This is a genomic window from Paenibacillus sp. sgz302164, assembly GCF_056120505.1.
The window spans coordinates 64360-90251 of record NZ_JBVYOL010000005.1 but is presented as its reverse complement, the minus strand read 5'-3'; the positions used below and the strand labels follow the sequence as shown (position 1 = coordinate 90251).

The window sequence follows — 25892 nt, the reverse complement described above, 5'->3', positions numbered from 1 at the left end:
TGAGGTCCTTTCTTTAGGTGAAATTTCGGTACAGAAAATCATCAATTGACTTTGGGGCGGCCACTTTTGTCGCAGGAGTATCAGCCTGATTAAAGTGTGCGGGGCCGGATCTACCGCCGATCCCTTGCTAATATTACCCAGGAAATTATATCGAGAATAACAGGTGCGAAGCAGCGGAAATGGGACGAAAATAACGCTGGAACGAGAATAACGCTTTTTGTAGCTCTGGCAAAGCTTTTGAGAAGGCATTGAGCGGCATTTTTTGGCGTAGACGCCGACCTGCTGCCTGCTGCCCGCCATTTTGCCGAGTCAGATGAGCGGTGGGGTAGAAAGCAGAATCGAGTGACATTGGTCGTTGCCGGATTATGCCAATGTCGTGCGTAAAAATGGCTTGGCAATCCCAAAAGCCTGCAAAAGTGCAGGCTTTGTCGGTGGATTCGGCTCGTTTTGGAGAAATGCCTGCAATTGTGCAGGAATTTTCGGTCAAAACGAGCCGAGCCTTGCATATGCGCGGAAATTCCTGCAGATTTGCAGGAATTTACTGTTGCAGGCCCTCCGACGTGCAAAAAACTGTACTTTTGCAGGTTTTTGCACGCGTCGAAGGCGCACGCACAGTGCCGAGTCAGATGAGCATTGGGGGAGAAAGCAGAATCGAGAGACATGGGTCGTTGCCGGATTAAGCCTCCGTTGTGCGTAAAAGTGGCTTGGCAATCCCAAAAGCCTGCAAAAGTGCAGGCTTTGTCGGTGGATTCGGCTCGTTTTGGAGAAATGCCTGCAATTGTGCAGGAATTTTCGGTCAAAACGAGCCGAGCCTTGCATATGCGCGGAAATTCCTGCAGATTTGCAGGAATTTACTGTTGCAGGCCCTCCGACGTGCAAAAAACTGCACTTTTGCAGGTTTTTGCGTGCGCCGCCTAAGGCGCACAACCCAGTCGGACGCGATGCCTGACTGGGCTTTCCACGCGCCGCTCCCCCTCGACATCCCTTTATCTCGCCGTGAGCTTGACGATATCGTCCATCACTCTTTCGCCGGCTATGACGCCGTTGTACAGCCAGCTGCTGTTGGAATCGACTTCGTAAATATGTCCCGATTGTACGGCGGGGATGTTTTTCCACAGCGGATCTTCCAAATTGCCCGAGAGCCCTTTGTCGCTGTTGACCAGAAAAATGTAGTCTGCGTCCAGTTGGGCGAGTTTCTCCAGCGATATCGCGACCCAGTTCGCTTTGGCATCCGGCAGCACCGCAACGATGTTGGGCGTTTGCAATCCCAATTCTCCGTAAACGACAGCGCCGCTGGCTACTTTACCGTTGACGACATAAAAGTTTTTATTCGTCAGCCACAAAATGGCGACTTTTTTCTCGCCGATGGACTTCTGCAGCTTTTCTTTTGTTTCTTTGAGCTTTTGATCGTACTGCTCAAGCGCGCGGTTGGCTTCGGCCGTTTTGTTCAAAAGCTCGCCCATTTTCAGCAGCGTTTTCCGATAATCGCCGATAAGCTCTGTACCCAGCACATAGGTTGGGGCGATTTTCGAATAATGTTCATAGAGACCGTTCTCGACTGCAGATTCAGGCCCCATGATCAAAAGATCGGGGTTATAGCTGAGCACAGTCTCAGGCGGAAGTGTAGAAGGGATGGCGGGAATTCCGTCCAGCTGCGTTCGCAAATATTCCTGCACGTTTCCTCCTTTTACCGACCATTGCGCCACGGGTTTAATGCCCAGAGTTAGCAAAGGATCTTCCAAATAGGAGGCGATGATGCGCTGCGGATTGGCAGGGATGGCGACTTCATGGTTCATGCTGTCTTTGACCGTTTTGCCGGCTGCCTGGTCTCCCGCTTTTCCGCAGCCTGAAGCGATAAGCGCGACGGCGCAAAATACGATGGCGCAAAAAGAAAGGCGTGACGCTGTTGGTTTCTTTCGATAAAACATGATAACCTCCCGAATAATTTCGTAAATTGGAACCTGAAATTGTAAATGTCCACCCTTTCCATATTATTGATTATGAGAATCATTGTCAACGAATCGACCAATCCGGCGAAGCGTGCGCGGGATAGCGGGAGCTCGAATCGGGCCGATCCGGTGAAGCGTGTACGGGATAGCGGGAGCTCCGTCAACCCGGGTTTTCATAGCAGAATTCCTGCAATGCGTTAGTTGTGGTGCGAATAGTTCAATCATGATAACATGGAATCAAAGAAATGAAAGGGGGCGCAAATCAACCGTGCAATCAGGCAAACGGCCGCTGCTCAAGTCGCTTCGCTTTAAGCTGGTTTTCGGCTTATTTTTGATCGTCGTCCCGCTCATCGTTGTTATGATTTACAACAATTTGTACGCGATTAAAGTCGTACGCAATCAGGTCGCCCAATCGAACAAAAATTTAATCAGCCTGTACATGGGCCAAATCGACCGCAATCTGGATGAGGTGGACAAATATTTGTTCAACGTCGCCGCACAGGAAACCGGCCTGCTCGTCCTGGATGTGCAGAGGACGCAAAATGACGACCGCTATTATTTCACAAAAATTCAATTGAATAACAAACTGTTAAAAGACCTTCCGAACTACAAATCGATGGAAATGTTTTTTGTTTACTCGGAGCCGAATCAGGATTTATTGACCGTCATGAGCGATCAAGTCAACTATGGCAGGCAGGAAGCGATTGAAAGCAGCATCAATCAAATGTTTCAGGATCAGCTCAGCGGCGCCAACCAAATAAACTTGAAAGAATGGTTCATTCACAAGCTTGGAGATCAATATTTTTTGACTCGCGTGATCAAATATGGGAACGTTTATATCGGAGCCTGGGGCGACGCAACCGAATTAATGGTACCGCTTAATTTGGTTGATTTGGGTGTAAACGGCAAATCGATGCTGGTCACGGATACATTCGAAGCGATGGCTAACCAGCCTTTCGTGCAAAAAAACCGGATCGATTTGAACTACGTCGGCAAGGACTACAAGCTGACAGGAGCCAATGGAAAATTTTTGGTAGTCGGGGAAAAGTCGGCGAAAGGGCGGTTCAGCTTGGCGGCCGTCATTCCGGACAGCGTCATTTTGGAAAATCTCCCGTTCCTTCGGAACATCGTCGCTTTCATATTAATCGGTTCGCTTGTTCTGCTGCCGTTTATTCTATATGTTTTGAGAACCATTATTTTAGTTCCGATTAACCGGATCATGATGGCCATGCGAAGAATCGAAGACGGGAATTTGGATGTGCGCATCACTTACCGTCCGTCAGTCATTGAATTCGAGACGATGAACCAGTCGTTTAACCGGATGATATCGCAAATCCAGGAATTGAAAATCAACGTTCTGGAAGAGCAGTTGAACCATCAGAAGGCCGAGCTGAAGCATTTGCAGCTGCAAATCAATCCGCATTTCTTTTTAAATTCGCTGAACATTATTTATAATTTGGCGCAGGTGAAAGATTTCGCCCTGATTCAGGAGATGGCGCTTTGCCTCGTGCAATATTTCCGTTTTATGTTCCGCAGCAACCTGGCGTTCGTGGCGCTGAAGGATGAGATTCAGCATACGCTGAACTATTGTCGCATCCAGGAGATGCGGTTTCCTGCGAATTTAACTCACGATCTGTCCGTGTCGGACGATTTGCTGGACGGGCTTGTTCCTCCGCTTGTGATCCAAACTTTTGTGGAAAATTCGATCAAACATGCCGTCAGCATGGACAGGCAGGTTCATATCGGGATCACGATTGAGGCCAGAGGGGACGAAAAGATCCAAATTTGCATCCGGGATACGGGCAAAGGATTCCCCAAGGAAGTTTTGGCGCAGCTGCAGACGGAGACGGAAAATTGCGATGGGGAAGGTTACCGCATCGGAATCTGGAATGTGCAGCGCAGATTGCGTCTGCTGTACGGGGATGAGGCGCAGATTGCGTTCTCCAACGATGCCGATCAAGGGGCGGTTATCGAAATTCTCATTCCGTTTTTTAAGAAGGAAGTCAATGAAGGGGGCAGAGCCGATGCTACATTTGCTGGTCGTGGATGATGAAATTCATGCCGTGCGGGGGATCAAGGCAGGGGTAGAGTGGGAGCAGCTCGGATTTTCAAACGTTCATGAAGCGTTCAACATCCGACAGGCGAAAGAAATTTTTGCCGCTCAAAGGATCGATATTTTGATTTGCGATATTGAAATGCCGGAAGGCGACGGGTTTCAGCTTCTGGAATGGGTCAAAGAGCATTTCCCGGAAACCGAGGCGATTTTTTTAACCTGTCATGCTGATTTCGGGTACGCGCAAAAGGCGATTCAACTGGGAAGCCTGGATTACATGCTGAAGCCGGTCCGTTTTCCGGATTTGGAAAAAGCGGTGCGAAAAGCGATCTGCAAATTGGAAAAAGAAAGGGAGCTCATCCGGTTCAACGAGACCTACAGGCATTATTACCAGCTGTGGGAGTCGTATCAGCCCATGTTTATGGAGCGCTTTTGGCAGGAGCTGATCAACCGGTCGATTCCTTCGCGAAGGGATCAAATCGGGCAAATTTTGGTGAAGCACAACATTCCCTACAGCGATACGATGCTATTCTTGCCGATATTGATCAGCGTGCAGCGCTGGCACAAGAAGCTGACTTTGCGGGAAGAAAAAATTATGGAGTACGCCCTGCGCAACTCGCTCGAAGAACTGATCGCGATCAAAAAATCGCAAGGCCAAATCGTCCAGGTTAAAAGCGGGGCATTGCTTGCGATCCTTACGGCAGACGCTGCGGGCGGGATGGATAACGAGAAGCTGCGCAGCGACCTGCAGTCGTATATTGAAGCTTGCAATGCTTACTTTTTTTGCGACATTTGCTGTTATATCGGCAGCTCCGTGCATATCGAGGGGACGCTTGGCGCGTTCGAAGCGCTGGTTGAGATGGAATCCCGTAACGTCACGCTGTCGAACAAAGTTTTTTTCTTGAGCGGGCAAAAACGGAGCTATGACACGATTCCGCTGCCGCAAATGAACGGCTGGGCCGAAATGCTCAAGCAGGGGTGCAAAAAGCAGCTGATCGAAGAGATCGATCAGTATTTGGACGCCATGAAGCGGATGGAAAGTCTTGACGCCAAATTGCTGCGCAGATTTTACGAGGACTTTCTGCAAATGCTTTATCATGTTTTGCACTATAAAGGGCTGCGGGCGCATCAGGTGTTTTCCGAGGCGCTGTTGTCCGTACAAGCTTCCGCCACTACGCGTTCTGTGGCCGATCTGCGGCAGTGGGCCGGATCGCTGATCGAAGAAGCGGCCGGCCATATTCATACCGCCGATGAGGGGCAGTCCGTCGTAGACAAAGTGAAGCAGTATATTACCCGGCACATATACGAAGACATTTCGCGCGAGGATATCGCAGGCCATGTGAATTTGAACCCGGACTATTTGACGAGAATGTTCAAAAAAGAAATCGGTTTGACGATTTCCGAATACGTCCTCCAGGAAAGGGTGGAGATCGCCAAAGAAATGCTGGCCAAAACGGATGTCCCGATTGGCAGCATTGCCGCTTCGGTGGGCTACAGCAACTTTTCCCATTTCTCGAAAATGTTTAAAAAGGCGATGGAAATGAATCCGCAGGATTACCGGAAATTGTTTCAGACTCCCAAGTCGGAAATGTGGTAACGGGAAGTCGGGAAACAGGTAGAAGACCGGACGAAAGCCGTATATGATGGGAATATAACCGAAGAGGAGGAACGATATGGGGACAACCACAACGGCTATTTCAGCATCGGCAGCAGAGGTCGCGGTTACGAAATCGGCAGCGAGAAAAAAACTGAAAAAAATATGGAGGTATGCCCCGTTGTTCGTCATGGTGCTGCCTGAATTGATTTATTTGATCATAAACAACTATTTGCCGATGCTCGGCTTGGTGATTGCGTTCAAAGACATCAATTTTACGAAAGGAATATGGGCAAGCGAATGGGTCGGATTTAAAAATTTCGAGTATTTGTTTAAAACTTCCGATGCAATGATCATTACCCGCAATACGCTTCTGTATAATTCGGCTTTTATTGTCATCAACCTGATCATCGCCGTCGGCGTCGCCATTTTGCTCAATGAAGTGCGCAAAAAATGGTTCGCCCGGTTTTATCAAAGCATCATTCTCATTCCGTATTTGATTTCCATGGTTATCGTCGGCTATTTGGTGCTTGCCATGCTGAGTGGTGAAACCGGTTACATTAACAAACACCTGCTGCCTTTGTTTGGCTTGGACGCGATTTCATGGTACAGCGAGCCGAAATATTGGCCGTACATTTTGATCTTTGTGAACATTTGGAAGCACGTAGGTTATTTATGCGTCATTTATTTGGCGGCGATTATCGGAATCGATCCCGAGTATTACGAGGCAGCCACCATCGACGGAGCGAGCAAATGGCAGCAGATCACCAGCATTACCATACCTTTAATAACGCCGGTTATCGTGATCATGACGCTGCTGCAAATCGGGCGCATTTTTTACTCGGAATTCGGCTTGTTTTATCAAGTGCCGCTTGATACCGGAGCGCTCTTTCCGACAACGAATGTCATCGATACGTACGTATACCGGGCTTTGCTGAGACTGGGGGATATCGGCATGTCTTCGGCGGCGGGCTTGTACCAATCCGTGGTCGGATTCATACTCGTCCTTATTTCGAACTACGTGGTGAGCAAGCGAAACCGGGATAACGCATTGTTTTAAAAGGGGGGATCGATTTGAAAATCAGACAAGGACTGTACCAATCGTTCATTCATGTGTTTTTCATTGGCATTGTGTGCCTTTGCCTGCTTCCGTTTTTTCTGCTCGTGATTACGTCTTTTACCGATGAAACGACGATTGTGCAAGAGGGGTATTCGTTTTTTCCGAGCAAACTGAGCCTTTCCGCGTATCAATTTTTGTGGAACGACGCTTCGAACATTTTTCGCGCTTACGGCATTACCATATTCGTGACGATTGTCGGCACGTTTGTCGGGCTGTCAATTACAGCTTTGTGCGCCTATCCGCTGTCCAGAAAAGATATGCTGATGCGCAAGCCGCTTTCGTTTATCGTGTTTTTCACCCTGCTGTTTAACGGCGGACTGGTTCCGACTTACCTGGTGTACACCCAATTGTTCGATATGAAAAACACGCTGCTGGCTTTAATCATTCCCGGCCTGCTGTCCAACGGATTTTTCGTTCTTATTATGCGAACTTTTTTTATGAGTTCGATTCCGGCGCCGGTTATTGAATCGGCCTCGATCGACGGAGCCGGGGAATTTAAAATCTTTTTCCAAATCGTGCTTCCGCTTTCTCTCCCGATTTTGGCGACTGTCGGTTTGATGCAAACGATCGGCTACTGGAACGATTGGTTCAACGGTTTAATTTATATTACCGACAGCGATTTGTTCAGCTTGCAAAATCTATTGAACCGGATTTTGCTGAATGCGCAATTTTTATCTAACGGTGCGCTGAACCAAACGACGGAACTTGCCGAAAGCAGCAAAATTCCGATGGAATCGGTTCGGATGGCTATGGCGGTAATCGGAACTGTTCCGCTGCTGTGCGCGTATCCTTTTTTTCAAAAATATTTCGTAAAAGGTCTCGTCATCGGGGCGGTCAAAGGCTAGGCTATACTCGGCGGCTGCCGGTTGGCATACAGTACAGCTATATATTCAAAAGGGAGGTTATCACATGAACAAGAAGCGGAAGGGCATCCAATCTGCGCTGGCAGGAATGATGACGGTTTCACTGCTGCTGACGGCTTGCGGAGGCGGTGGTGCGGGAAGCTCCACGGCGGCCAAGCCGCAAAGCGAGGCAGGGGGAACCGCGACGGCCAAGTCGGATTTAAAGCCTTATGAGCTGACGATCGCCTACTACAAGGTGGGGAACACGAAAGATTCGCAGGAAGTCCAGGATGCCGTCAACAAGTTGACCAAAGCGAAAATTAACGCCACTGTTAAATTCGTTCCGATCGATCCTGCGGCATATTCCCAGCAAATCAATCTGATGCTTGCCAGCAATGAAAATTTGGATCTGCTGGTCACCTTGACGTCTTTGGGCTACGGCACGCAGGCGGCCAAAGGGCAGCTTGTTCCGCTGGAAGACCTGCTTAAGAAATACGGGCCGGATATCGCCAAGGTCGTCACGCCGGATATTCAAAAAGCGACTACGACAAGCGGCAAGCTGTACGGCGTACCGAGCGTTCGGGACTGGGCCGCAGACTACGGCGTTCTGATGCGCAAAGATATCGTCGATAAATACAAGATCGATCTGAGCAAAATCAAAACCTTCGACGATCTGGATGCCGTTTTCAAAATCATCAAGGATAACGAGCCGAATATGGCGGCTATTATTCCGGAAGGGGCGGGCAATTCGATTGTTGCGGCCATCGCTCCGGGATTCATGGACCCTTTGAACGACGACAACGGCGTTTTGCCCGATCATGACAATAACTTGAAAGTAGTCAACTGGTTCGAATCGAAGCAGTATGCGGATTTGCTGAAAATGGTCAGAAGATGGTATACGGAAGGATACGTTCCGAAAGATATCGCGACGAATAAGCTCCGTCCGGAAGAACTGGTGAAGGCCGGCAAAGCTTTTGCGTTCGTGGCGCATATGAAACCCGGCTATGAAGCCAAGGAAGCGATTTCGACAGGAACGCCGATGGTGGCGGCCCGCATTATCTCGCCGGTTACCTCAACTTCGTCGATCGCCAACGTCATGTTCAGCATCGCCAAAAACTCGAAGGACCCGGAGAGGGCGATGATGTTCCTCAACCTGCTCTACTCTGACAAAGATTTGGTCAATTTGATCGACTATGGCATCGAAGGCAAGCACTATGTCAAAAAAGGCGACCTGATCGGCTTCCCGAACGGCGTAGATGCGCAAAATGCGACCTACAGCCCGAATCACGGCTGGGAATGGGGCAACCAGTTCCTCTCCTACGTGTGGGATAACGATGATCCGAACGTTTGGAAAAAACAGGAGGAATTCAACAAATCGTCCAAAAAATCAAAAGCGCTCGGCTTCAGCTTCACGGTCGACCCGGTTAAGACGGAAGTGGCCGCCGTGCAAAGCGTGAAAGATCAATTTAAAGTAGGGCTGGAAACCGGAACGCTGGACCCGGACAAAAACTTGCCGGAATTCATCAGCAAACTGAAAGCTTCGGGCATCGACAAAATTATCGCCGAGAAGCAAAAACAGCTTGATGAATGGGCGAAAACGAATAAATAATAGATGAAGGGGGCCGACCGCTTGAGCGATTCAAACGGTCGGCCATAACCTATGTATTGAAGGAGAGTGTACGATGAGAAAAATGGGTATAGGCGTGCAATTGTTCACGCTGCGCAACGAAACGGCTGCCGATTTTCCCGGAACGCTGCACCGGGTAGCCGAGGTCGGGTACGAAGGCGTGGAATTCGCCGGATACGGCGGGATTGCCGCCGGGGAGATGAAACGGTTTTTGCAGGAAACGGGGCTCCAGGCGATCGGCAGCCATGTCGGTCTGCCAAATTTGCGCAACCAGCTGCAAACTGAAATCGATTATTTGCTTGAAATCGGCGGCAAATATATGATCTGTCCGAGCATCGATGTAGAGAAACGCCAATCGCCGGACGACTGGAAACGTATGTTCGCTTTCTTCGAAGAAGTCGGAGCCGAAGCAAGCAAGCATGGTCTTACGTTCGCGTATCATAATCACGCGTTTGAATTCGATGTTCAAGTCGACGGCCAATTTGCCTTCGACGCCTTGTACGCGGCGCTCCCCCCGGAATTGCTGCAAATGGAAATGGACGTATGCTGGCTGGCTTTTGCCGGGAAGGACACGCTCGGCTATATGGCGAAATATGCCGGCAGGCTGCCGCTTCTGCACCTCAAGGACTATTCCAGGGATGAAGAAGCGATTGAAGCTATGAATCAAATGTTTGCCAAACAGTTCGGTTCGCACAATTTCAAGTACCAAATGGCGACTCTGGAGCTCGGGCAAGGGGAAGTTCCGCTCGCGGACGTTATTGCTGCGGCACCCGCTGCAGGCGTGGAGTGGCTCATTGTGGAGCAGGATATGTGCCTCCGCAATCCCCCGCTGCAAAGCGTCGCCAACAGCATGAGCTGGCTGAAGCAAAAATATACAAAATGATGTGCGTATATCAAAACATCTGAAAACACATCATGAAACCGTTGACATCATAATTGCGCCTTGATATGATAGTCACGTAAATTAGCAGCGGCAAAAAAATTATGATGTTAGGCAGAGGTTGTGAGATGGATCAAAGCAAACGGTTAACGATCAAGGAAATGGCGGAGCAGATCGGCGTTTCTGTCGCCACGCTTGACCGTGTGTTGAACAACAGGGGCAATGTCAAACCCAAAACGTTTCAAATGGTTATGGACAAAATCAAGGAGCTGAACTACACGCCGAACAAATCGGCCAGTTTCTTGTCCCGCAAGAACGAATATGCCATGGCTATCGTCTTTCCGGAGCTTCCCGAATACTTTTGGACCCAGGTCGAAAAAGGCGTGCAAATCGCCATAGACGAATTCCGCGATTACGGTCTGCATGTACATATTGTCCGTTCCGAAAAATACGATTTGGAGCAGCAAAAGAAAACGGTCCGCCAGCTCATCGATTCCGGACGGTTCGACGCGCTCGCGTTATCTCCCAATGACCCGCAGGAAATGGCCGATATTATTGACTACGGGGTGGATCAGGGCATTGCGATTTGCACCTTTAACAGCGATTCTCCTTTAAGCAAGCGGCTATTTTATGTCGGATGCGACTATCGGATCGCGGGCCGTCTGGCGGCAGACGTGCTTTGCAAATTCATCGGCGCGAAGACGAAAGTCGGCCTGATCATGTCCTACACCAACTTTCAAATGCAGCAAAAGATTACCGGATTCCGCGAGGTTGTGGCCGATTACGATCATATCGAACTGATCGGTCCGCTGAAACTGCAGCAGGAAGATTATGAATCGCTCGACACATTTATCGATTACTTTCAACAGGTTGACGGCATTTACGTATCAAGTGCGAAGCTTCATGTAGTCGCCGGGCATTTGGCCGATGCGAATTTGGCGAAGCCGGTTGCTTTGATCGGTCATGACATGAATGAAGACATTTATCGATATATGAGAAAAGGCATCGTTACCGCAACCATTTGTCAGGACCCGGTAAATCAGGGGTATCTTACGGTCAAGTCGATGTTTGACTATCTGGTTTCCGGTTACAAAGTGAATGTGAAAGAGAACATCACCAAGTTGGAATTGGCCACAAAAGAGAATGCGCGTTATTACATTTGATCTTTATCAAAGAAATAACGCATTTTTTTGCACTAAAATGATTAACGTACATCATTTATTGAAGGGTTTTTTGATGAATTAAACAGGCTATCGGCATACTGCTGTGCATCCGTTTACATTTCCGGGGACGGATCTCAGCTTTGCATATTAATCGACTTGACTAGGGGGAACGAACAATGTTTAAACATGTAAGAGCTGTTATGGTTGCGATGTCTGCGCTTGTAGCGCTGACGACGGCATGTGCGCCCAAAACGGAAACAGGCGATGCGTCCAAATCTGCGCAAGGTACGGCGGCACCGGGCGAGAAAGTTACGATTCAATGGTGGGATTCGATGACCAGCGAAGCTACGCAAGGCGCTTTAAAGAAAACGATAGCTGATTACGAGGCTGCCCATCCGAATGTTAAAATCGAGCGGACGTTTATTTCCTTCGCCGATATCAAAAACAAGCTGCTGCTCGGAGCTGCGGGCAACCAAGTTCCCGATATCGTATGGATCGACAATCCGGATCACCAGGCCTTCGCCGCAGCGGGTATCCTTGCGGATATAACGAAGGAAGTTCAGCAGTGGGGCCAAGCCGATAAATATTTCACGGGGCCGTGGTCCTCGACGATTTACAAAGGCAAAAATTACGGCGTACCCGTCGGCAGCAACGATCTGGCGCTTTACTACAACGTAGATATGCTGAAAGCGGCCGGAGTCAATCCGCCGAAAACTTGGGATGAGCTCAAGGAAGCGGCTAAAAAGCTGACGAAACCGGATGTATACGGCTTTGCAATGACGGCTGTCAAAACGGAAGAGGGCACGTTCCAATTCCTGCCTCTCATGTATCAGTCGGGTTCTGACATCCCTAACTTTAACAGCGCGGGCACGATCGAAGCGGCCACGCTGATGAAGGATATGATTGTTAACGGTTACATGTCCAAAGAAGTCATGAACCAGAAGCAATCCGATACCGTCGTGCAGTTCTCCACAGGCAAAGTTGCCATGATGATCAACGGTCCATGGCAAATCCCGCTGCTCCGAAAAGAAGGCAAAGTGAACTGGGATGTCGTCGAGCTTCCGGCCAACAAGCAGGGAGGAACGATTCTCGGCGGTGAAAACTGGGCGATTACTGCCGCTTCCAAGCATAAAGACGTCGCATTTGACATCATCAAGTTTGCCAATGAGCCCGACCGTCTGAAGGAGTTCACGAAAGCGGCGGGCCGTCTGCCAAGCCGCGAAGATTACCTGATGGATCCTTACTGGCAAAACGACAAGCAGTTGAAAGTATTCGCGGATGCCATGAAAGTGGCCAAGGCCAGAGCTTACGGGCCGAACTATCCGAAAATTTCGGAAGCGATTCAACTGATGATGCAGGAGGTCATCACAGGCGCCAAAACGCCGGAAGCGGCAGTGAAAGATGCCGATGCCAAAATAAAACCGCAGCTTGGACAATAGGGGGGAGACATGATGTCCCGGTCAACTGGAGGCGCCAAATGGTTTTCTTCATGGAACAGCTATTTATTCGTTTTGCCGGCGCTCGTATTTATCGCGGTATTCGTCGTTTTTCCGATCGCTTATAACATTACGCTTAGTTTTCAAGACGTGAACGTGTACAACTTGAAAGGCGAGCATCATTTTATCGGGTTGAACAATTACATCAAATCGCTGCAGGATCCGGTGTTTTATATTTCGATGAAGAACTCGGCCGTTTTCACTGTACTCAGCATATTCTTTCAATTTGCAATCGGGTTTGGATTGGCTTTGTTTTTCAATATGAAATTTCCGGGGCGGAATTTGTTTCGTTCATTGATGCTGCTTGCCTGGATGCTGCCGGTTGTCATTACCGGGACTGTTTTTCAGTGGATGTTTTCCGGCGATTATGGCGTAATCAATTATTTTTTGCAGTCCTTGGGCCTTATTAGCAAGCCCGTCAATTGGCTCAGCGACGCCGGTACGGCGCTGCTGGGGACGATCGTGGCGAATATTTGGACAGGCATTCCTTTCAACATGATTATTCTTCTCTCCGGGTTGCAGACGCTGCCTACGCATTTATACGAAGCTGCGAAGCTGGATGGCGCCAACCGATTTTTGCAATTCAGGCATATTACGCTGCCGCTGTTGAGGCCTACGATCCTTGTGCTGTTCATGCTGGGCATTATTTATACGTTCAAAGTGTTTGATCTGGTGTTCATTATGACCGCCGGAGGACCGGTTACGGCTTCAACCGTATTGCCTATTTATGCTTATCAGCTTTCCTTTACGACGTTTGAGTTCAGCCAGGGCGCTGCGGTTTCGATGATCATGTTCCTGATTTTAGTAGCCGTTGCCGTAGTGTACTTGAGAATGTCGAACAAAGAGGAGGTTCACTAATGGTTGACTCAAAATGGAAAGCATCCGGTGCGACCTTCATTGCCGTGCTCATCATGATCGTGTTTTTGTTTCCCGTGTATTGGATGGTCAAAACTTCGCTGACGCCGATTACGGAGCTGTATCACAATCCGCCGCATATTGTTCCGGTGAAGCCGACGCTCGATTCATATATCAACAACTTTGTTCGCAACCGGGATATGATCGGCTACATCGGAAACAGCGTCATTATCGCTGCGGGCACCATGCTGCTGTCTCTTTTGCTGGCTGTACCTGCGGCGTATGCGCTGGCGCGGCTTTCCATTAAAGGGAAGGCGGTCATCATGATTTTGCTGCTTTCCATTCAAATGCTGCCGGGTATTATGATGGCGATGCCTTTGTATATGATGTTTTCCAAGGCGAACTTGACCGATAATTTTGCCGGACTCATTTTTGCCGATTTAATTCACGCTTTGCCGTTTGCGATCATCACGCTGCGGCCTTTCTTTCTGAGCTTGCCGGGCGGACTGGAAGAAGCGGCGATGATGGATGGCTGCAATAAACTGACTTCGTTTACGCGAATTATTTTGCCGCTGGTGATTCCGGGCTTGCTGACGGTTGCGGTGTTCTGCTTCTTGTTCGGATGGGGAGACTTTATTTTTGCGCTGACCTTAACAACCGGAAATTCGGTGCGTCCGCTAACTTTGGGCCTGTACCGTTTTATCGGGCAGTACGGGACCGAATGGAACAACCTGATGGCGGTCGCCACTTTGGCGGCGCTGCCGATTATCGTCATTTTCGTCACGATGCAAAAATATGTAGTCGGCGGCATGACGGCCGGTTCCATGAAAGACTAAATAAAAAGAGCGATAGGTGGAGGAAACAGAATGAAATTTACAGATGGATACTGGCATGTCAGACAAGGGGTAACGCTCAATTATCCGGTAGAAATCCGCAATATTCGCACCGCTTCGGACAGCCTGACGGTTATTGCTTCCTGCAAAAAAATCGTGACTCGCGGAGATACGTTGAATACGGCAATCATGACCGTCAAATACACGTCGCCTATGCCGGACGTAATCTGCGTAGAACTGATTCATCACAAAGGCAAACGGCAGCATGGTCCGGAGTTTCACAAAAACGCCAGCGCCGACGTCCAGGTTCAAGTCGTTAACGGCGAGGAAGCCGCCGGCTTTACAAGCGGAAAGCTCAGTGTGCAAATTCGTAAAAACGACGGCTGGAGCACCCATTTTATGTATGAAGGCAGACGTTTGACAGGCAGCGGGTATAAAAGTCCGGGCCATATCAAATTGCAGGATCAAAGCGCCTATATGAGAGAGCAGCTCGATTTGGGCGTAGGCGAATACGTCTACGGTCTGGGCGAACGGTTTACTCCATTTGTGAAAAACGGGCAAGTCGTCGACCTGTGGAACGAAGATGGCGGAACTTGCAGCGAGCAGGCTTACAAAAACATCCCTTTTTATATATCCAATTTCGGCTATGGCGTATTTGTCGATCATCCGGAACGCGTTTCGTATGAAGTCGCTTCAGAGCAAGTATCGAAAGTCCAGTTCAGCGTGCCCGGCGAATCGTTGAAATATTATATCATCGGCGGGGCTTCCATGAAGGAAGTGCTGCAAAATTACACGACGCTGACAGGTAAACCGGCTCTGCCTCCGGCCTGGTCCTTCGGTCTGTGGCTGACGACATCGTTCACGACGAGTTACGACGAAGCGACTGTGAATAGCTTTATCGACGGTATGATCGGGCGCGATATACCGCTTCATGTATTCCATTTCGACTGCTTTTGGATGAAGGAGTTCCAGTGGTGCGATTTCCAATGGGATCGGGAGGTGTTTCCGGACCCGCAGGGCATGCTGCAGCGGCTGAAAAGCAAAGGTCTCCATATTTGCGTCTGGATTAACTCTTATATTGCGCAGCAATCTTACTTGTTCGATGAAGGCCAGGCGAACGGCTATCTCGTCAAAACAAAAGACGGGGACGTTTGGCAGTGGGACAGATGGCAGGGCGGCATGGGGCTGGTCGATTTTACGAATCCGGCGGCCGTGCGCTGGTATAAAGATAAACTTAAGGCGCTGGTTGAAATGGGGGTCGACAGCTTCAAAACCGACTTCGGCGAGCGCATCCCGACCGATGTCGTCTATTTTGACGGCTCCGATCCCGTAAAAATGCATAACTACTACACGCATTTATATAATAAAGCGGTATTTGAAGTGCTGGAAGAAACGAAAGGCAAGAACGAAGCCATGCTGTTTGCCCGTTCGGCTACCGCAGGCGGCCAGCAATTCCCCGTACATTGGGGCGGTGACTGTTCGGCCAATTACAGCTCCATGGCCGAAACACTGCGCGGCGGGTTGTCGTTAGGCCTCTCCGGCTTCGGATTCTGGAGCCATGACATCGGCGGCTTCGAGAATACGGCTACGCCGGACATCTACAAACGCTGGACCGCGTTCGGCCTGCTGTCCTCGCACAGCCGCTTGCACGGAAGCCAATCGTACCGGGTGCCGTGGCTGTTTGACGATGAAGCTTGCGATGTGCTGCGCTTTTTTACGAAGCTGAAATCCACGCTGATGCCGTACTTGTTCAGCGCTTCGGTAGAAGCGGTGCAAACGGGTTTGCCTGTAATGCGCGCCATGGTGCTCGAATTTAACGAAGACGCCGCATGCGATCAACTGGACCGTCAATATATGCTCGGCGAATCGCTGCTCGTGGCGCCGATTTTCAACGATCAGGGGACGGTCCGATACTACTTGCCGGAAGGCCGCTGGACGCACTTCCTGAGCGGAGAGACTATTGAAGGCGGCCGCTGGCTGCGGGAGCGGCACCATTATTTCTCCTTGCCGTTGATGGTCCGGCCGGGCAGCATCATTGCCGTCGGCAAGCATGATCATCGTCCGGATTACGACTATGCGGAAGGCGTCGTCCTGCATGTGTTTGAGCTTGGAGAAGGGCAAGCGGCATCCGCCACCGTGTACGACACGAAAGGAAGAGTGGAACTGGAAGTGAATGCCAAGCGCAGCGATCATAGCATCGCCATTCAGACCAGCGGCGCCGGCAAGGCGTGGGAGCTGATTTTGCGCGGCGTTCACGAAGTGGAGTCGGTAGAGGGAGCAAGCTGGACGAATGAAGAAAGTGGCGTTCGATTGATTCCTCAGGCGGGTGCGAGCAACCTGAGCATACGGTTGAAACGGTAAACGAAAAAAAGAAAGCTGAGTCATTTCGCTGCGGCGGCATGGCTCAGCTTTCTTTTTTTAGGATTGCAGGAGCAGGTCTCTGTCTGCTTTTGGCATTTTTGCGATAACAAGCAGGTAGGATTCCCGGAGCATGGTAACGATGACGTCATCCGGCACCTCGCCGTTCAGCATGACGGTGTTCCAGTGCCGCTTGTTCATATGATAACCGGGCAGCACGGCGCCGGGGTAGGTTTCGCGCTGCAGCCACGCTTCGTCCGGGGACGTCTTCAGGTTGACTCTTTCCTCGCCGTTCCGATCGGTAAACAGGGCAAACATTTTTTCCCGCACGTAAAGCACCGGCATGTCCGGATCGAACGGATACCGCAGACTGGCGCTATTGTAGCTTAAACCGAGTTCGATTAATTGTTGTTGGTTCATGTTTCATTCCGCCTTTGCTTTAAATCTTCCTGTCTGAAGCGATATACTACAAACGAGCCGCTTCGGAATCCTGCAGCATATATTGGGAAGGGGTCATGCCTTCATGCTTCTTAAAGCTTTTGCTGAAATAAAAAATATCGTTAAAGCCTACCTTATCCGCCGCCTCCGTAACGCAATAGCCGTCTCTTAACAATTCCTTTGCTTTTCGCAGGCGAATGTCCAAAAGATAGTTGATGGGAGACGTCCCGGTCACTTCCTTGAAAATGCTGCCAAAGTAGGAGGAACTGATGCCTGCGCTTTCCGCTATTTGGTGCAAGGTGATCCGGGACGGGTAAAACTCTGTCATAAAATTAATCGCCTTCTCGACTTTTCGCACCTTATCATAGTTGAAATTGGACCCGCTTTTCCACTGCAGCAAGAGGGAGAGCATTTCCAAAAAAATAGCTCTTCCGCGGAGCTCCTTATTATGATTGCCGGACAGCCACGTGCCCGTGAAAGTGGAAAACAGATCCATCAGCCGGGAAAAAAGAAACTCGTCATTGATTTTTTCAACGGGAGCAAAGGGGAGCTCGATGTTCAGAAATTCCCAATCGTTGTTGTTCAGTACCGGACACGTATACAGAAAATCAACCGTAAAGCAGTGCATCAAACGGTCGGGAAACGTATGGCCCGAGCGGTGGTCAAGGGGCTTGTAGTAAACCAAGTCGCCCTTGGAGACCCGATGCACTTGTCCGTTGCATGTAAGCTCGGCTTCGCCGTCATACACAAGGATCAGATTATGCTTATCGTAGATCGTGCTTCCTTGAAACTTCCAATTCGCCGTACATCTGCGGTCAGCCACATAAGTAAATTGCGGAAACATGTTTGCGGGCAGGGATATGTCCATACGCAAGACCTCATAATGACAGTGATATAGTACAAATCCAATTATATCGTATATTCCGTTACTGTTCAAAGCCATATACAATGAAAACATGCATTTTGAAAGCGCTATCTTCGCTGCTTGGCAAATCGATGACTAGGGGAGAGATCATATGCAGCAAAATGAGGCCATTTCGATATCTTACACAGAACGGAGGAAAAGGAACATTTGGGCGTGGTTGGATGAGCGAATACGTTTTATTTTATTGCTCCCGGCGTTCGTCATCATGGTCATTGTGTTTTTTTATCCTGTAATGTATACATTTTTTCTGAGTGTGCATGATTGGACGTTTTTCACGTTGAACGATCCGCCTTTTGTCGGGATGAAGCACATTTTGCATGTATTGCAGGATCAAGGATTTTATATGTCCATGCTTCGCACCGCGTTGTATGTCGGCGCAGGCGTAGGCTTGCAATTCCTGCTCGGCTTTACGTTGGCGCTGGCGGTGAGCCGCATGACTGCAGGGCACGGGGTAGTAACGGCCTTGCTTGTGCTGCCGATGATGGTGACGCCGGTTGTCGTCGGCCTGATTTGGAAATTTATTCTGGATTATAATTTCGGTATTTTCAATTATTTTCTGACGATGCTCGGTTTTGCGAAGGTAGCGATGCTGAGCGACAATGCGCTTGCCATGCCGTCAGTGATCATGGTCGATACCTGGCAATGGACTTCATTTATGTTTATTACTTTGCTTGCAGGCTTGAAATCGCTTCCAAACGAGCCCTTCGAAGCGGCGAAAATGGATGGGGCGACGGCATGGCAGACGCTTCGCCACGTGACTATGCCGCTTATGAAACGTATTGTCATCGTTTCGCTTGTCCTTAGAACCGCCGGCTCAATCAAAGTATTTGACCAGATTTTCGTTTTAACCGGAGGCGGCCCGGGGACGGCAACCGAAACGACTTCGATTCTTTTGCACAGAAAAGCGTTTGTGGATTTTGATTTTGGTTATGCAGCGGCATTTGCGATCGTTCTTACCGTCTTTGTCGGAATCATCTGCTGGTTCGCCATCCGATCGCTGTATTCGGAAGAATAGGAGGGGGAAGTCCGTGATTCGCAGCAAACCCATTTTGGCATACGGATACGTAACCGTGGCATTAATGATGTTCATATTCCCGATTTTTTGGGTGATGTTTACTTCGATCAAAACACCGGCGCAAGCGTTTCAAATTCCTCCCGTCTGGATATTTAAACCGACTTTCGAAAGTTACGCTATCGTCTTTAGCAGGCAGCCATTTTTCTATTACTTTTTGAATTCGCTGATCGTGACTGTATTATCGACGGCTTTTTCGCTGCTGACGGGAACGCTGGCCGGATACAGTTTAGCCAGATTTCGGATCAGAGGGCAAAAGTGGATCAGCTTTACCGTATTTTTTACCAAAATGTTTCCGCCGATCGTGCTTGTCGTGCCGTTCTTCATTTTATTCCGCAAGCTCGGAGGAACGGATAATTTGTTAGCGCTTACTTTAACTTATACGTCCTTTAACTTGCCGTTTGTCATTTGGCTGATGTGGGGGTTCTTGAAAGAGCTTCCCGAGAGCCTGGAAGAAGCCGCATCGATTGACGGGGCGTCGCGTTTCGGGGCGATGTGGCGCATTATGCTGCCCTTGGCTAAGCCGGGATTCGCGGTGGCGGCGATTTTTTGCGCGATGAACTCGTGGAACGAATTTTTATTTGCATTAAATTTAACGGGCACGCATTCCAAGACACTGCCTGTTATGGCGGCCAATTTCGTCACGCAGGAAGCGATTTTATGGGGGCCCGTTACCGCGACCGGTACGATGCTGATGATTCCGATGTTTATTTTCACGCTCCTGATCCAAAAGCATCTGGTTAAAGGGCTTACGATGGGCGCTGTGAAATAACCATATATGTTCAAATACAAGGGGGACTTTAGCTATGTGGAAAAAACAAATGTCTGCTGTCGCACTGCTTGCGCTTGTCGCCACCGGGTGCGCTCCGGCGCCTAATCAACCGTCCGGTACGAATCCGGGCGGGCCGGCGGGCGCAGGCGCGTCGAAAGGGAAAACCGTTAATGTGGTGGCGCAATCGGGAATTTTGTACAACGCCTTGAGCAGTCTTGCACCCGATTTTGAAAAAGACACGGGTCTTAAAGTAAACGTCCAGGAAGTGGGGCGGGATGCTTATTTGCAAAAGGTAACGACCCAGCTTCTTGCCGGAGAAGACGGACTCGATGTCGCCCTGGTGCTCAACAATTATGTCGGACAATTTGCGGCCGGAGGTCAATTCGAAGATCTGACCCCTTATTTTGCCAAGGAAGGAACGAATCTTGACCGGTTTTTGCCTGCTTCGGCCGAATCCGTCAAATTCAACGGGAAACCTTATGCGATGCCGCTTGAGTTAAGCACCATGTTTTTGATTTATCGCAAAGACTTGATTCCGACGCCTCCGAAAACGTGGGATGAATATGAAAAAATCGCCAAAACGTTTACAAAGAGCCTGAATCCCGGGTCTCCCACAGAATTCGGAACTACCTTCCAGGGGAAACGGGGATATACGCAGCCCAAGGAGTGGTACCAATATCTATGGTCGATGGGCGGCGATTTGTTCGATAAAGAAATGAAGCCGACGTTCAACAGTGAAGCCGGCGTTAAAGCGCTGACTTTCGTAACGGACAATTACCGCAAAACAAAAATAGTTCCGCCTGATGCGACAACGTACGAATTCCCGGAAGTGCTGTCTGCGTTTCAAAATGAAAAGGTGGCGATGGCCATTGAATGGAATGCGGCCTACTCCCAATTGAAGGATGAGAAGAAATCTCCCAAGGTCTTTGACAAGTTTGCCATTGCGGACGTGCCCGGCGGCGTTTCGTTCATCCACGCGTGGTCGATTGCCGTGAACTCCGCCTCGAAAAATAAGGAAGGCGCATACAAATTCATCTCCTGGGTGACCAATCAAGGGGCCAAGAAGTATGCGCTGGCAGGAGGCGTTCCGCCTGTGAAGTCCGTTCTTCAGGACCCGGAGCTGATCAAGGCGCGTCCCGAGTTCCCGGCTATCGAAGCGGCGATCAATCACGCCAAATTGGAACCTAATTTGCCGGAATGGCCGCGAATTCAAGAGTATATCACGGAAGGGATCACGAAGGCGCTGGCCGGAGAAAAGACGCCGCAAGCCGCGCTTGACGAGATCAACAAAAATATTTACGACTTTTTGAGTTCAAGAGGATATTACAAAAAGTAAACGGCGCAATGACAGGCATGTCCAAAAAAGAGATGACAAGGAGAGCAAACATATGGCCAGAGTACCTTTTGAAAAGATGAAATCGGAGATTGTGCGCGTGCTCCTGAAGCGGGGGTTTACGGCAAAACGGGCTGAGGAATGCGCTGTATTGTTTGCCGAAGCCAGTCTGGAGGGCGTTTATTCGCATGGATTGAACCGGGTTCCGCGGTTTGTGGATTATATCGAGAAAGGCTACGTAGATATTCATGCCGTACCTACCCAAATTGACAGCATGGGCATGCTGGAGCGATATGACGGGAATTTGGGGGCGGGGAATCTGAACGCCAAATTTTGTATGGGACGCGCGATCGAATTGGCGCGCAAAGGCGGAATCGGCATGGTGACCCTTCGCAATACGAACCATTGGATGCGCGGCGGGAGCTACGGCTGGCAGGCAGCTAACGCAGGATGCATCGGCATTTGCTGGACGAATACGGAATCGTGCATGCCGCCCTGGGGGGCCAAAGAGACGAAGATCGGGAACAACCCTTTTATTTTGGCGGTTCCGAGAAAATCGGGAAATATCGTGCTGGATATGGCCATGTCCCAGTTTTCATACGGGAAGCTTGAAGTGACGAGGCTGAAAAATGAGCTTCTGCCGGTCGACGGCGGCTTTGACGACGATGGGAAATTGACGAGAGATCCTGCGGCGATCGAAAAGTCGATGCGCATTTTACCGACAGGGTACTGGAAAGGTTCGGGATTGTCCATTTTGCTGGACTTGATCGCAGCTTTGTTATCCGGCGGGTTATCGACGCGCCAGATGGATGAGAGGAAGCCTGCGCCGGGAATATCCGGGTATGGCGGCTCCCAGGTATTCGTCGCAGTGGACACAGCCGTTGTATCGGGCGAGCTGTTTGCGGAAGAGCTGGTCAATGCTGCGGTCGATTATTTGCATCAGGCGGAGCCGGCGGAAACGGGAGGCAAGGTTGCCTTTCCCGGGGAGCGGACCAAGGATACCAGAGCAGCCAATCTTGCCCAAGGGATACCTGTCGACGAAACCATTTGGCAAAAAGTGCTGGATTTATAATTATCGGGAGACGAAAGGGAGCGCTATGATCATCGGAGACGTGCGGAATTGGGAGAAGGAACGGAAATGGTTTTCTCCGGGTTTGCAGAAAGCGATTGCGTATATTCAACATACGGATCTGCTTCATTTGCAGCCGGGCAAGTACGAGATTGAGGGCAGCGATATATTTGCGGTCGTGCAGGAAATGGAGACGGTCGTGAAGCCGGAGCGAAAAGCGGAATGCCATTCCGCGTATATCGATGTGCAGTACCTCATAAGCGGAGATGAGGAAATCATCGGCGTCGGAAGAGCTTCGGCGCTGAACGAGACGGTCGCGGATAAGCTGGATACCGACGATTACGCGCTTTACGATGAAGTTCAGGGAGAATTCGAGATCGTCCTGAAGCCGGGCATGTTTGCCGTATTTTTCCCTTCCGATGTGCACAGGCCGGGCTGCAGCAAAACAGGGGGCGCGCAGATCAAAAAAGTAGTGGTCAAGGTGAAAACTAACCTCGCATACAAGGAGTGCGTTCTATGAAGGCGATACAAGTAGTAAAGCCGGGAGACCTGCGGGTGATCGAGAAGGATAAGCCGGAAATCCGGCACGCCGACGAAGTTTTATTGCGGGTCAAAGCCGCCGGCATTTGCGGCTCCGATATGCACATTTATCACGGAACCTCGCCTGTCGCTACGTATCCGCGCATTATCGGGCACGAGGTCGTCGGCGAAATCGTAGAGGTCGGAACGGGAGTGGAACGCATTCGCGTCGGCGACAAAGTTGTTCTGGAGCCGATTCAGTCATGCGGCGGCTGCTACGCATGCCATTCGGGACGGCCCAATGTGTGCGAACGTTTGCAGGTTTACGGCGTTCATTTGGACGGCGGTTATCAGGAGTATTTGGTTGTGCCGGAAAAGAACGTTCACAAGATTGCCGATCATCTGGATTGGGATACGGGAGTTCTGATCGAACCGTTTACGATCGGGGCGCAGGCGGTATGGCGCGGAGACGTGCGCGAAGGCGATCTCGTATTTATTATGGGCGCGGGGCCTATCGGCTTATGCGCTTTGCAGATGGCTAAGCTTCGGGGAGCGGTTTGCATCGTTTCGGATTTAAGCGAATCCAAGCTGGCGTATGCCGCCGAATTGGGCGCAGATCATATCATTCAAGCGAATAAAGACGATGTCCGCGAAACGATTATGCGGATTTCCGGCGGATCGGGTCCGAATGTGACGATCGATGCCGTATGTACGGTTCGGACGTTTGAAGAGGCAGTGGCGTACACTTCGGTTGCAGGCCGCGTAGTCGTGCTAGGTTTCGGCGATTCGCCGTCACAAATCCCGCAGCTCCCGATTACAAAGAAAGAGTTGACTATCGTCGGTTCCAGGCTGCAAACGAATCAATTCGCTCAAGTTATCGGGCATTTTAACGATGGGACGATTCGGCCGCGTTCTTTTATCACGCATCGTTTTCCGATGGAAGAAATAGGCCAGGCAATCGAACTTATTGAGAAGCAGCCGAACGAAGTGAGAAAAGTTATCCTTGAGTTTTAAATGCATACCGCACATTCAGGGGCAAGGGGACACTCAAAGTGTTGACATTTTAGAAAAGTCATGTTAATTTGTAAATACAATTATTCCCATTCATATACTAAGAATAAAGCTGACTGGAAACCCGGAGGCATGGATCACGTATCCATGCCTTTTTGCGTTTTTTGCCGGACCGGTCGGCGAATGGGTCTAATCAGCGAACTGCGGAGGGATGAGGATGATCCAAACGAGCATTCAGTTTAATCAGTCTCAAATTAACGTCAATTTGATCGGTACGGACCAAAAGCTGCTGCCTTCCCTGATCCATGCGTTGAACACGAACAAGCTGACGCTGGCCAGCAGCGGCAAACCGCCTGTCCGGATCGATCTGTTCAGCTCTGAAGCTTTTCTTTATTCGGAAGAAGGCAACACATACAGAATTCCTATATTTTAAAACCGACTTTTTTCATGTGAGGAGCGGGTTCGTCATGCCTAATCGAGGATCGACGCCATCGCTGGATCAGGAGCAAGCATTCCCGGGAAAAACGTACGCCGAAGCGGTTTTGGCTCCCGCTTACGACCATGCCAAGACAGAATTGCTCGGTCCCATGATGCACATTCATAAAGCCCATCTCGTTATGCTGCGGGAGGAGCATATTTTGGAGGAAACGGAAGCCCGGCAAATCGCGATTTCCTTGCAAGCCGTCGACTTGGAGCGTTTGCGCGAATCTGCGTACACCGGGCAGTTCGAGGATCTGTTTTTTGCAGTCGAACATGAGCTGCTGAACGGGGCCGGGGAAGCGGCGGGCAATTTGCACCTGGGGCGCAGCCGCAACGATATGGGAATCGCGATTTACCGCATCGCATTGCGCGAAAAGCTGCTGGACACGTTGACATCCGCCGTATTTCTCGGCGAACATTTGCTGAAGTTCGCGGCCTCTCACGCCGATACGGTCATGATCGGCTATACGCACACGCAGCAGGCACAGCCGACTACGCTGGGGCATTATGCGGCGGCGGTGTCCGACTCGCTTGGCCGGGACATCCACAGGCTGCAGGCCGCATACGCGAACTGCAACCGCAGCAGCATGGGGGCCGCGGCCCTGACCACATCGGGCTTCCCGGTGAACAGGGAGCGCATCGCCGAGCTGCTCGCCTTTGACGGGCTGATCGAGAATGCTTACGATGCGGTCAGCGGGGCCGACTATATCGGCGAGATCGCCGCCGGCGTGCAGCTGGCCGCCCTGAATCTCGGCCGATTCGTCCAGGAATTGCTGCTGTGGAGCACGCAGGAATTCGCCGTTTTGAAAGTCGCGGCCCCTTATGTGCAGGTCAGCTCGATCATGCCGCAGAAACGGAATCCCGTTTCCATCGAGCATATGCGCTCGCTCCTTTCCAGCGCTGCGGGGCTGGCGCAAACGGTGCTGTCCATGCTGCACAATACCCCGTTCGGCGATATTGTCGATACGGAGGACGATATGCAGCCTTATGCATGGAAAAGCCTAGCCGTGCTTTCCTCGGTATACCGCCTGCTGGCGAACGTCATCGCCACGCTTGAGATTAACGGGGAGGCGCTGCTGGCGAGAGCGGAGGACAGCTTCTCCACTGTTACCGAGCTGGCGGATACGCTGGTGCGGGAGGAGAAGCTTTCGTTCCGAACGTCGCATGCGATTGTCAGCCATGCCGTGAGCAAGGCGCTCAATCGCGGAACTTCGAAGCGCAGCCTCTCCCTGGAGCTGCTCCATGAGGCGGCGGAGGAAACGATCGGCAGGAAACTGACCCTGACGGAAAGCAGTCTGTCCCTTGCGCTCGACCCCAGGCATTTCGTTGCCGTGAGGAGGGTCGTCGGGGGACCGAACCCGCAGGAGGTGCGGCGGGCTTTGGACGGTCACGCCAGCAGACTGGAGTCTCAGACGAAGTGGCTCCATACGAGGCGGGCGGCGATTCGCGAAAGCCGGGAAAAGGTGGATCGCGCGATCGATCAACTGGTCAATCAAAATTAAA

General features: G+C 50.5%; 23 protein-coding genes. 19 read left to right on the top strand and 4 right to left on the bottom strand.

The genetic code is table 11. The features are described 5' to 3' along the window. Positions 1-145 precede the first annotated feature (145 nt). Together AC0LWT_RS10210 and AC0LWT_RS10205 are read right to left on the bottom strand one after the other, a co-directional pair. Positions 146-487 carry a hypothetical protein gene (locus AC0LWT_RS10210; RefSeq protein WP_474681131.1) on the bottom strand — a complete coding sequence of 114 codons (342 nt, stop codon included), beginning with the start codon at positions 485-487 and terminating at the stop codon, positions 146-148. Between the two features lie 499 nt (positions 488-986). Continuing rightward, positions 987-1928 carry an ABC transporter substrate-binding protein gene (locus AC0LWT_RS10205; protein WP_474681130.1) on the bottom strand — a complete coding sequence of 314 codons (942 nt, stop codon included), beginning with the start codon at positions 1926-1928 and terminating at the stop codon, positions 987-989. 289 nt (positions 1929-2217) lie between these two features. On the opposite strand from AC0LWT_RS10205, the gene AC0LWT_RS10200 reads away from it, so the two are divergent. The 11 genes from AC0LWT_RS10200 to yicI all read left to right on the top strand — a co-directional run bounded on the left by AC0LWT_RS10200 (position 2218) and on the right by yicI (position 16773). Continuing rightward, complete coding sequence (locus AC0LWT_RS10200) at positions 2218-3999, top strand: sensor histidine kinase (RefSeq protein ID WP_474681129.1); 1782 nt, start codon at positions 2218-2220, stop codon at positions 3997-3999. Then, positions 3974-5599 (top strand): response regulator transcription factor, encoded by a 1626-nt coding sequence (locus AC0LWT_RS10195; protein ID WP_474681128.1) that lies wholly within the window; start codon positions 3974-3976, stop codon positions 5597-5599. Before AC0LWT_RS10200 ends, AC0LWT_RS10195 begins: the two co-directional genes overlap by 26 nt. A gap of 187 nt (positions 5600-5786) precedes the next feature. Beyond that, positions 5787-6656, top strand: a complete 870-nt coding sequence (locus AC0LWT_RS10190) for an ABC transporter permease (RefSeq protein ID WP_474681334.1) — start codon at positions 5787-5789, stop codon at positions 6654-6656. A gap of 14 nt (positions 6657-6670) precedes the next feature. Then, positions 6671-7561 carry a carbohydrate ABC transporter permease gene (locus tag AC0LWT_RS10185; protein ID WP_474681127.1) on the top strand — a complete coding sequence of 297 codons (891 nt, stop codon included), beginning with the start codon at positions 6671-6673 and terminating at the stop codon, positions 7559-7561. Positions 7562-7625: 64 nt separating this feature from the next. After that, positions 7626-9167, top strand: coding sequence for an ABC transporter substrate-binding protein (locus AC0LWT_RS10180; RefSeq protein ID WP_474681126.1), 1542 nt, complete (start codon positions 7626-7628; stop codon positions 9165-9167). Positions 9168-9240: 73 nt separating this feature from the next. After that, entirely contained in the window at positions 9241-10068 is an 828-nt protein-coding gene (locus AC0LWT_RS10175; RefSeq protein WP_474681125.1) for a sugar phosphate isomerase/epimerase family protein, read from the top strand. Positions 10069-10193: 125 nt separating this feature from the next. Beyond that, on the top strand, positions 10194-11228 hold the full coding sequence (locus AC0LWT_RS10170; RefSeq protein WP_474681124.1) for a LacI family DNA-binding transcriptional regulator: 1035 nt from the start codon (positions 10194-10196) through the stop codon (positions 11226-11228). Between the two features lie 176 nt (positions 11229-11404). After that, a complete protein-coding gene (locus AC0LWT_RS10165; protein ID WP_474681123.1) occupies positions 11405-12667 on the top strand; it encodes an ABC transporter substrate-binding protein in 1263 nt (420 codons plus the stop codon). A 9-nt stretch (positions 12668-12676) separates the two neighbouring features. After that, the gene (locus AC0LWT_RS10160; protein WP_474681122.1) at positions 12677-13582 is read left to right on the top strand and encodes a carbohydrate ABC transporter permease; all 906 of its coding nucleotides are present in this window, start codon (positions 12677-12679) and stop codon (positions 13580-13582) included. Next, entirely contained in the window at positions 13582-14415 is an 834-nt protein-coding gene (locus AC0LWT_RS10155; RefSeq protein ID WP_474681121.1) for a carbohydrate ABC transporter permease, read from the top strand. The genes AC0LWT_RS10160 and AC0LWT_RS10155 overlap by 1 nt, the downstream gene beginning before the upstream one ends. Positions 14416-14445: 30 nt before the next feature. Further along, positions 14446-16773: an alpha-xylosidase gene (gene yicI, locus AC0LWT_RS10150; protein ID WP_474681120.1), complete on the top strand. Its 2328-nt coding sequence runs from the start codon at positions 14446-14448 to the stop codon at positions 16771-16773. A gap of 57 nt (positions 16774-16830) precedes the next feature. On the opposite strand, the gene AC0LWT_RS10145 is transcribed toward yicI, so the two are convergent. Together AC0LWT_RS10145 and AC0LWT_RS10140 are read right to left on the bottom strand one after the other, a co-directional pair. Then, positions 16831-17190, bottom strand: coding sequence for an MmcQ/YjbR family DNA-binding protein (locus AC0LWT_RS10145; protein WP_474681119.1), 360 nt, complete (start codon positions 17188-17190; stop codon positions 16831-16833). Between the two features lie 46 nt (positions 17191-17236). Continuing rightward, positions 17237-18076 carry an AraC family transcriptional regulator gene (locus AC0LWT_RS10140; protein ID WP_474681118.1) on the bottom strand — a complete coding sequence of 280 codons (840 nt, stop codon included), beginning with the start codon at positions 18074-18076 and terminating at the stop codon, positions 17237-17239. Between the two features lie 148 nt (positions 18077-18224). Between AC0LWT_RS10140 and AC0LWT_RS10135 the strand changes: the two genes are divergently transcribed. From AC0LWT_RS10135 to argH, 8 genes are all read left to right on the top strand, one after another. Further along, complete coding sequence (locus AC0LWT_RS10135; protein WP_474681117.1) at positions 18225-19148, top strand: carbohydrate ABC transporter permease; 924 nt, start codon at positions 18225-18227, stop codon at positions 19146-19148. A gap of 13 nt (positions 19149-19161) precedes the next feature. Beyond that, on the top strand, positions 19162-19977 hold the full coding sequence (locus tag AC0LWT_RS10130) for a carbohydrate ABC transporter permease (RefSeq protein ID WP_474681116.1): 816 nt from the start codon (positions 19162-19164) through the stop codon (positions 19975-19977). A 34-nt stretch (positions 19978-20011) separates the two neighbouring features. Further along, positions 20012-21313 (top strand): ABC transporter substrate-binding protein, encoded by a 1302-nt coding sequence (locus AC0LWT_RS10125; protein WP_474681115.1) that lies wholly within the window; start codon positions 20012-20014, stop codon positions 21311-21313. A gap of 52 nt (positions 21314-21365) precedes the next feature. Beyond that, entirely contained in the window at positions 21366-22382 is a 1017-nt protein-coding gene (yiaK, locus tag AC0LWT_RS10120) for a 3-dehydro-L-gulonate 2-dehydrogenase (protein WP_474681114.1), read from the top strand. Positions 22383-22407: 25 nt separating this feature from the next. Then, a complete protein-coding gene (locus AC0LWT_RS10115) occupies positions 22408-22899 on the top strand; it encodes a NanQ anomerase/TabA/YiaL family protein (protein ID WP_474681113.1) in 492 nt (163 codons plus the stop codon). After that, positions 22896-23912 carry a zinc-binding alcohol dehydrogenase family protein gene (locus AC0LWT_RS10110; protein WP_474681112.1) on the top strand — a complete coding sequence of 339 codons (1017 nt, stop codon included), beginning with the start codon at positions 22896-22898 and terminating at the stop codon, positions 23910-23912. The genes AC0LWT_RS10115 and AC0LWT_RS10110 overlap by 4 nt, the downstream gene beginning before the upstream one ends. Positions 23913-24126: 214 nt before the next feature. Beyond that, the gene (locus AC0LWT_RS10105) at positions 24127-24342 is read left to right on the top strand and encodes a hypothetical protein (protein WP_474681111.1); all 216 of its coding nucleotides are present in this window, start codon (positions 24127-24129) and stop codon (positions 24340-24342) included. A 34-nt stretch (positions 24343-24376) separates the two neighbouring features. Beyond that, positions 24377-25891: an argininosuccinate lyase gene (gene argH, locus AC0LWT_RS10100; RefSeq protein ID WP_474681110.1), complete on the top strand. Its 1515-nt coding sequence runs from the start codon at positions 24377-24379 to the stop codon at positions 25889-25891. Position 25892 lies beyond the last annotated feature (1 nt).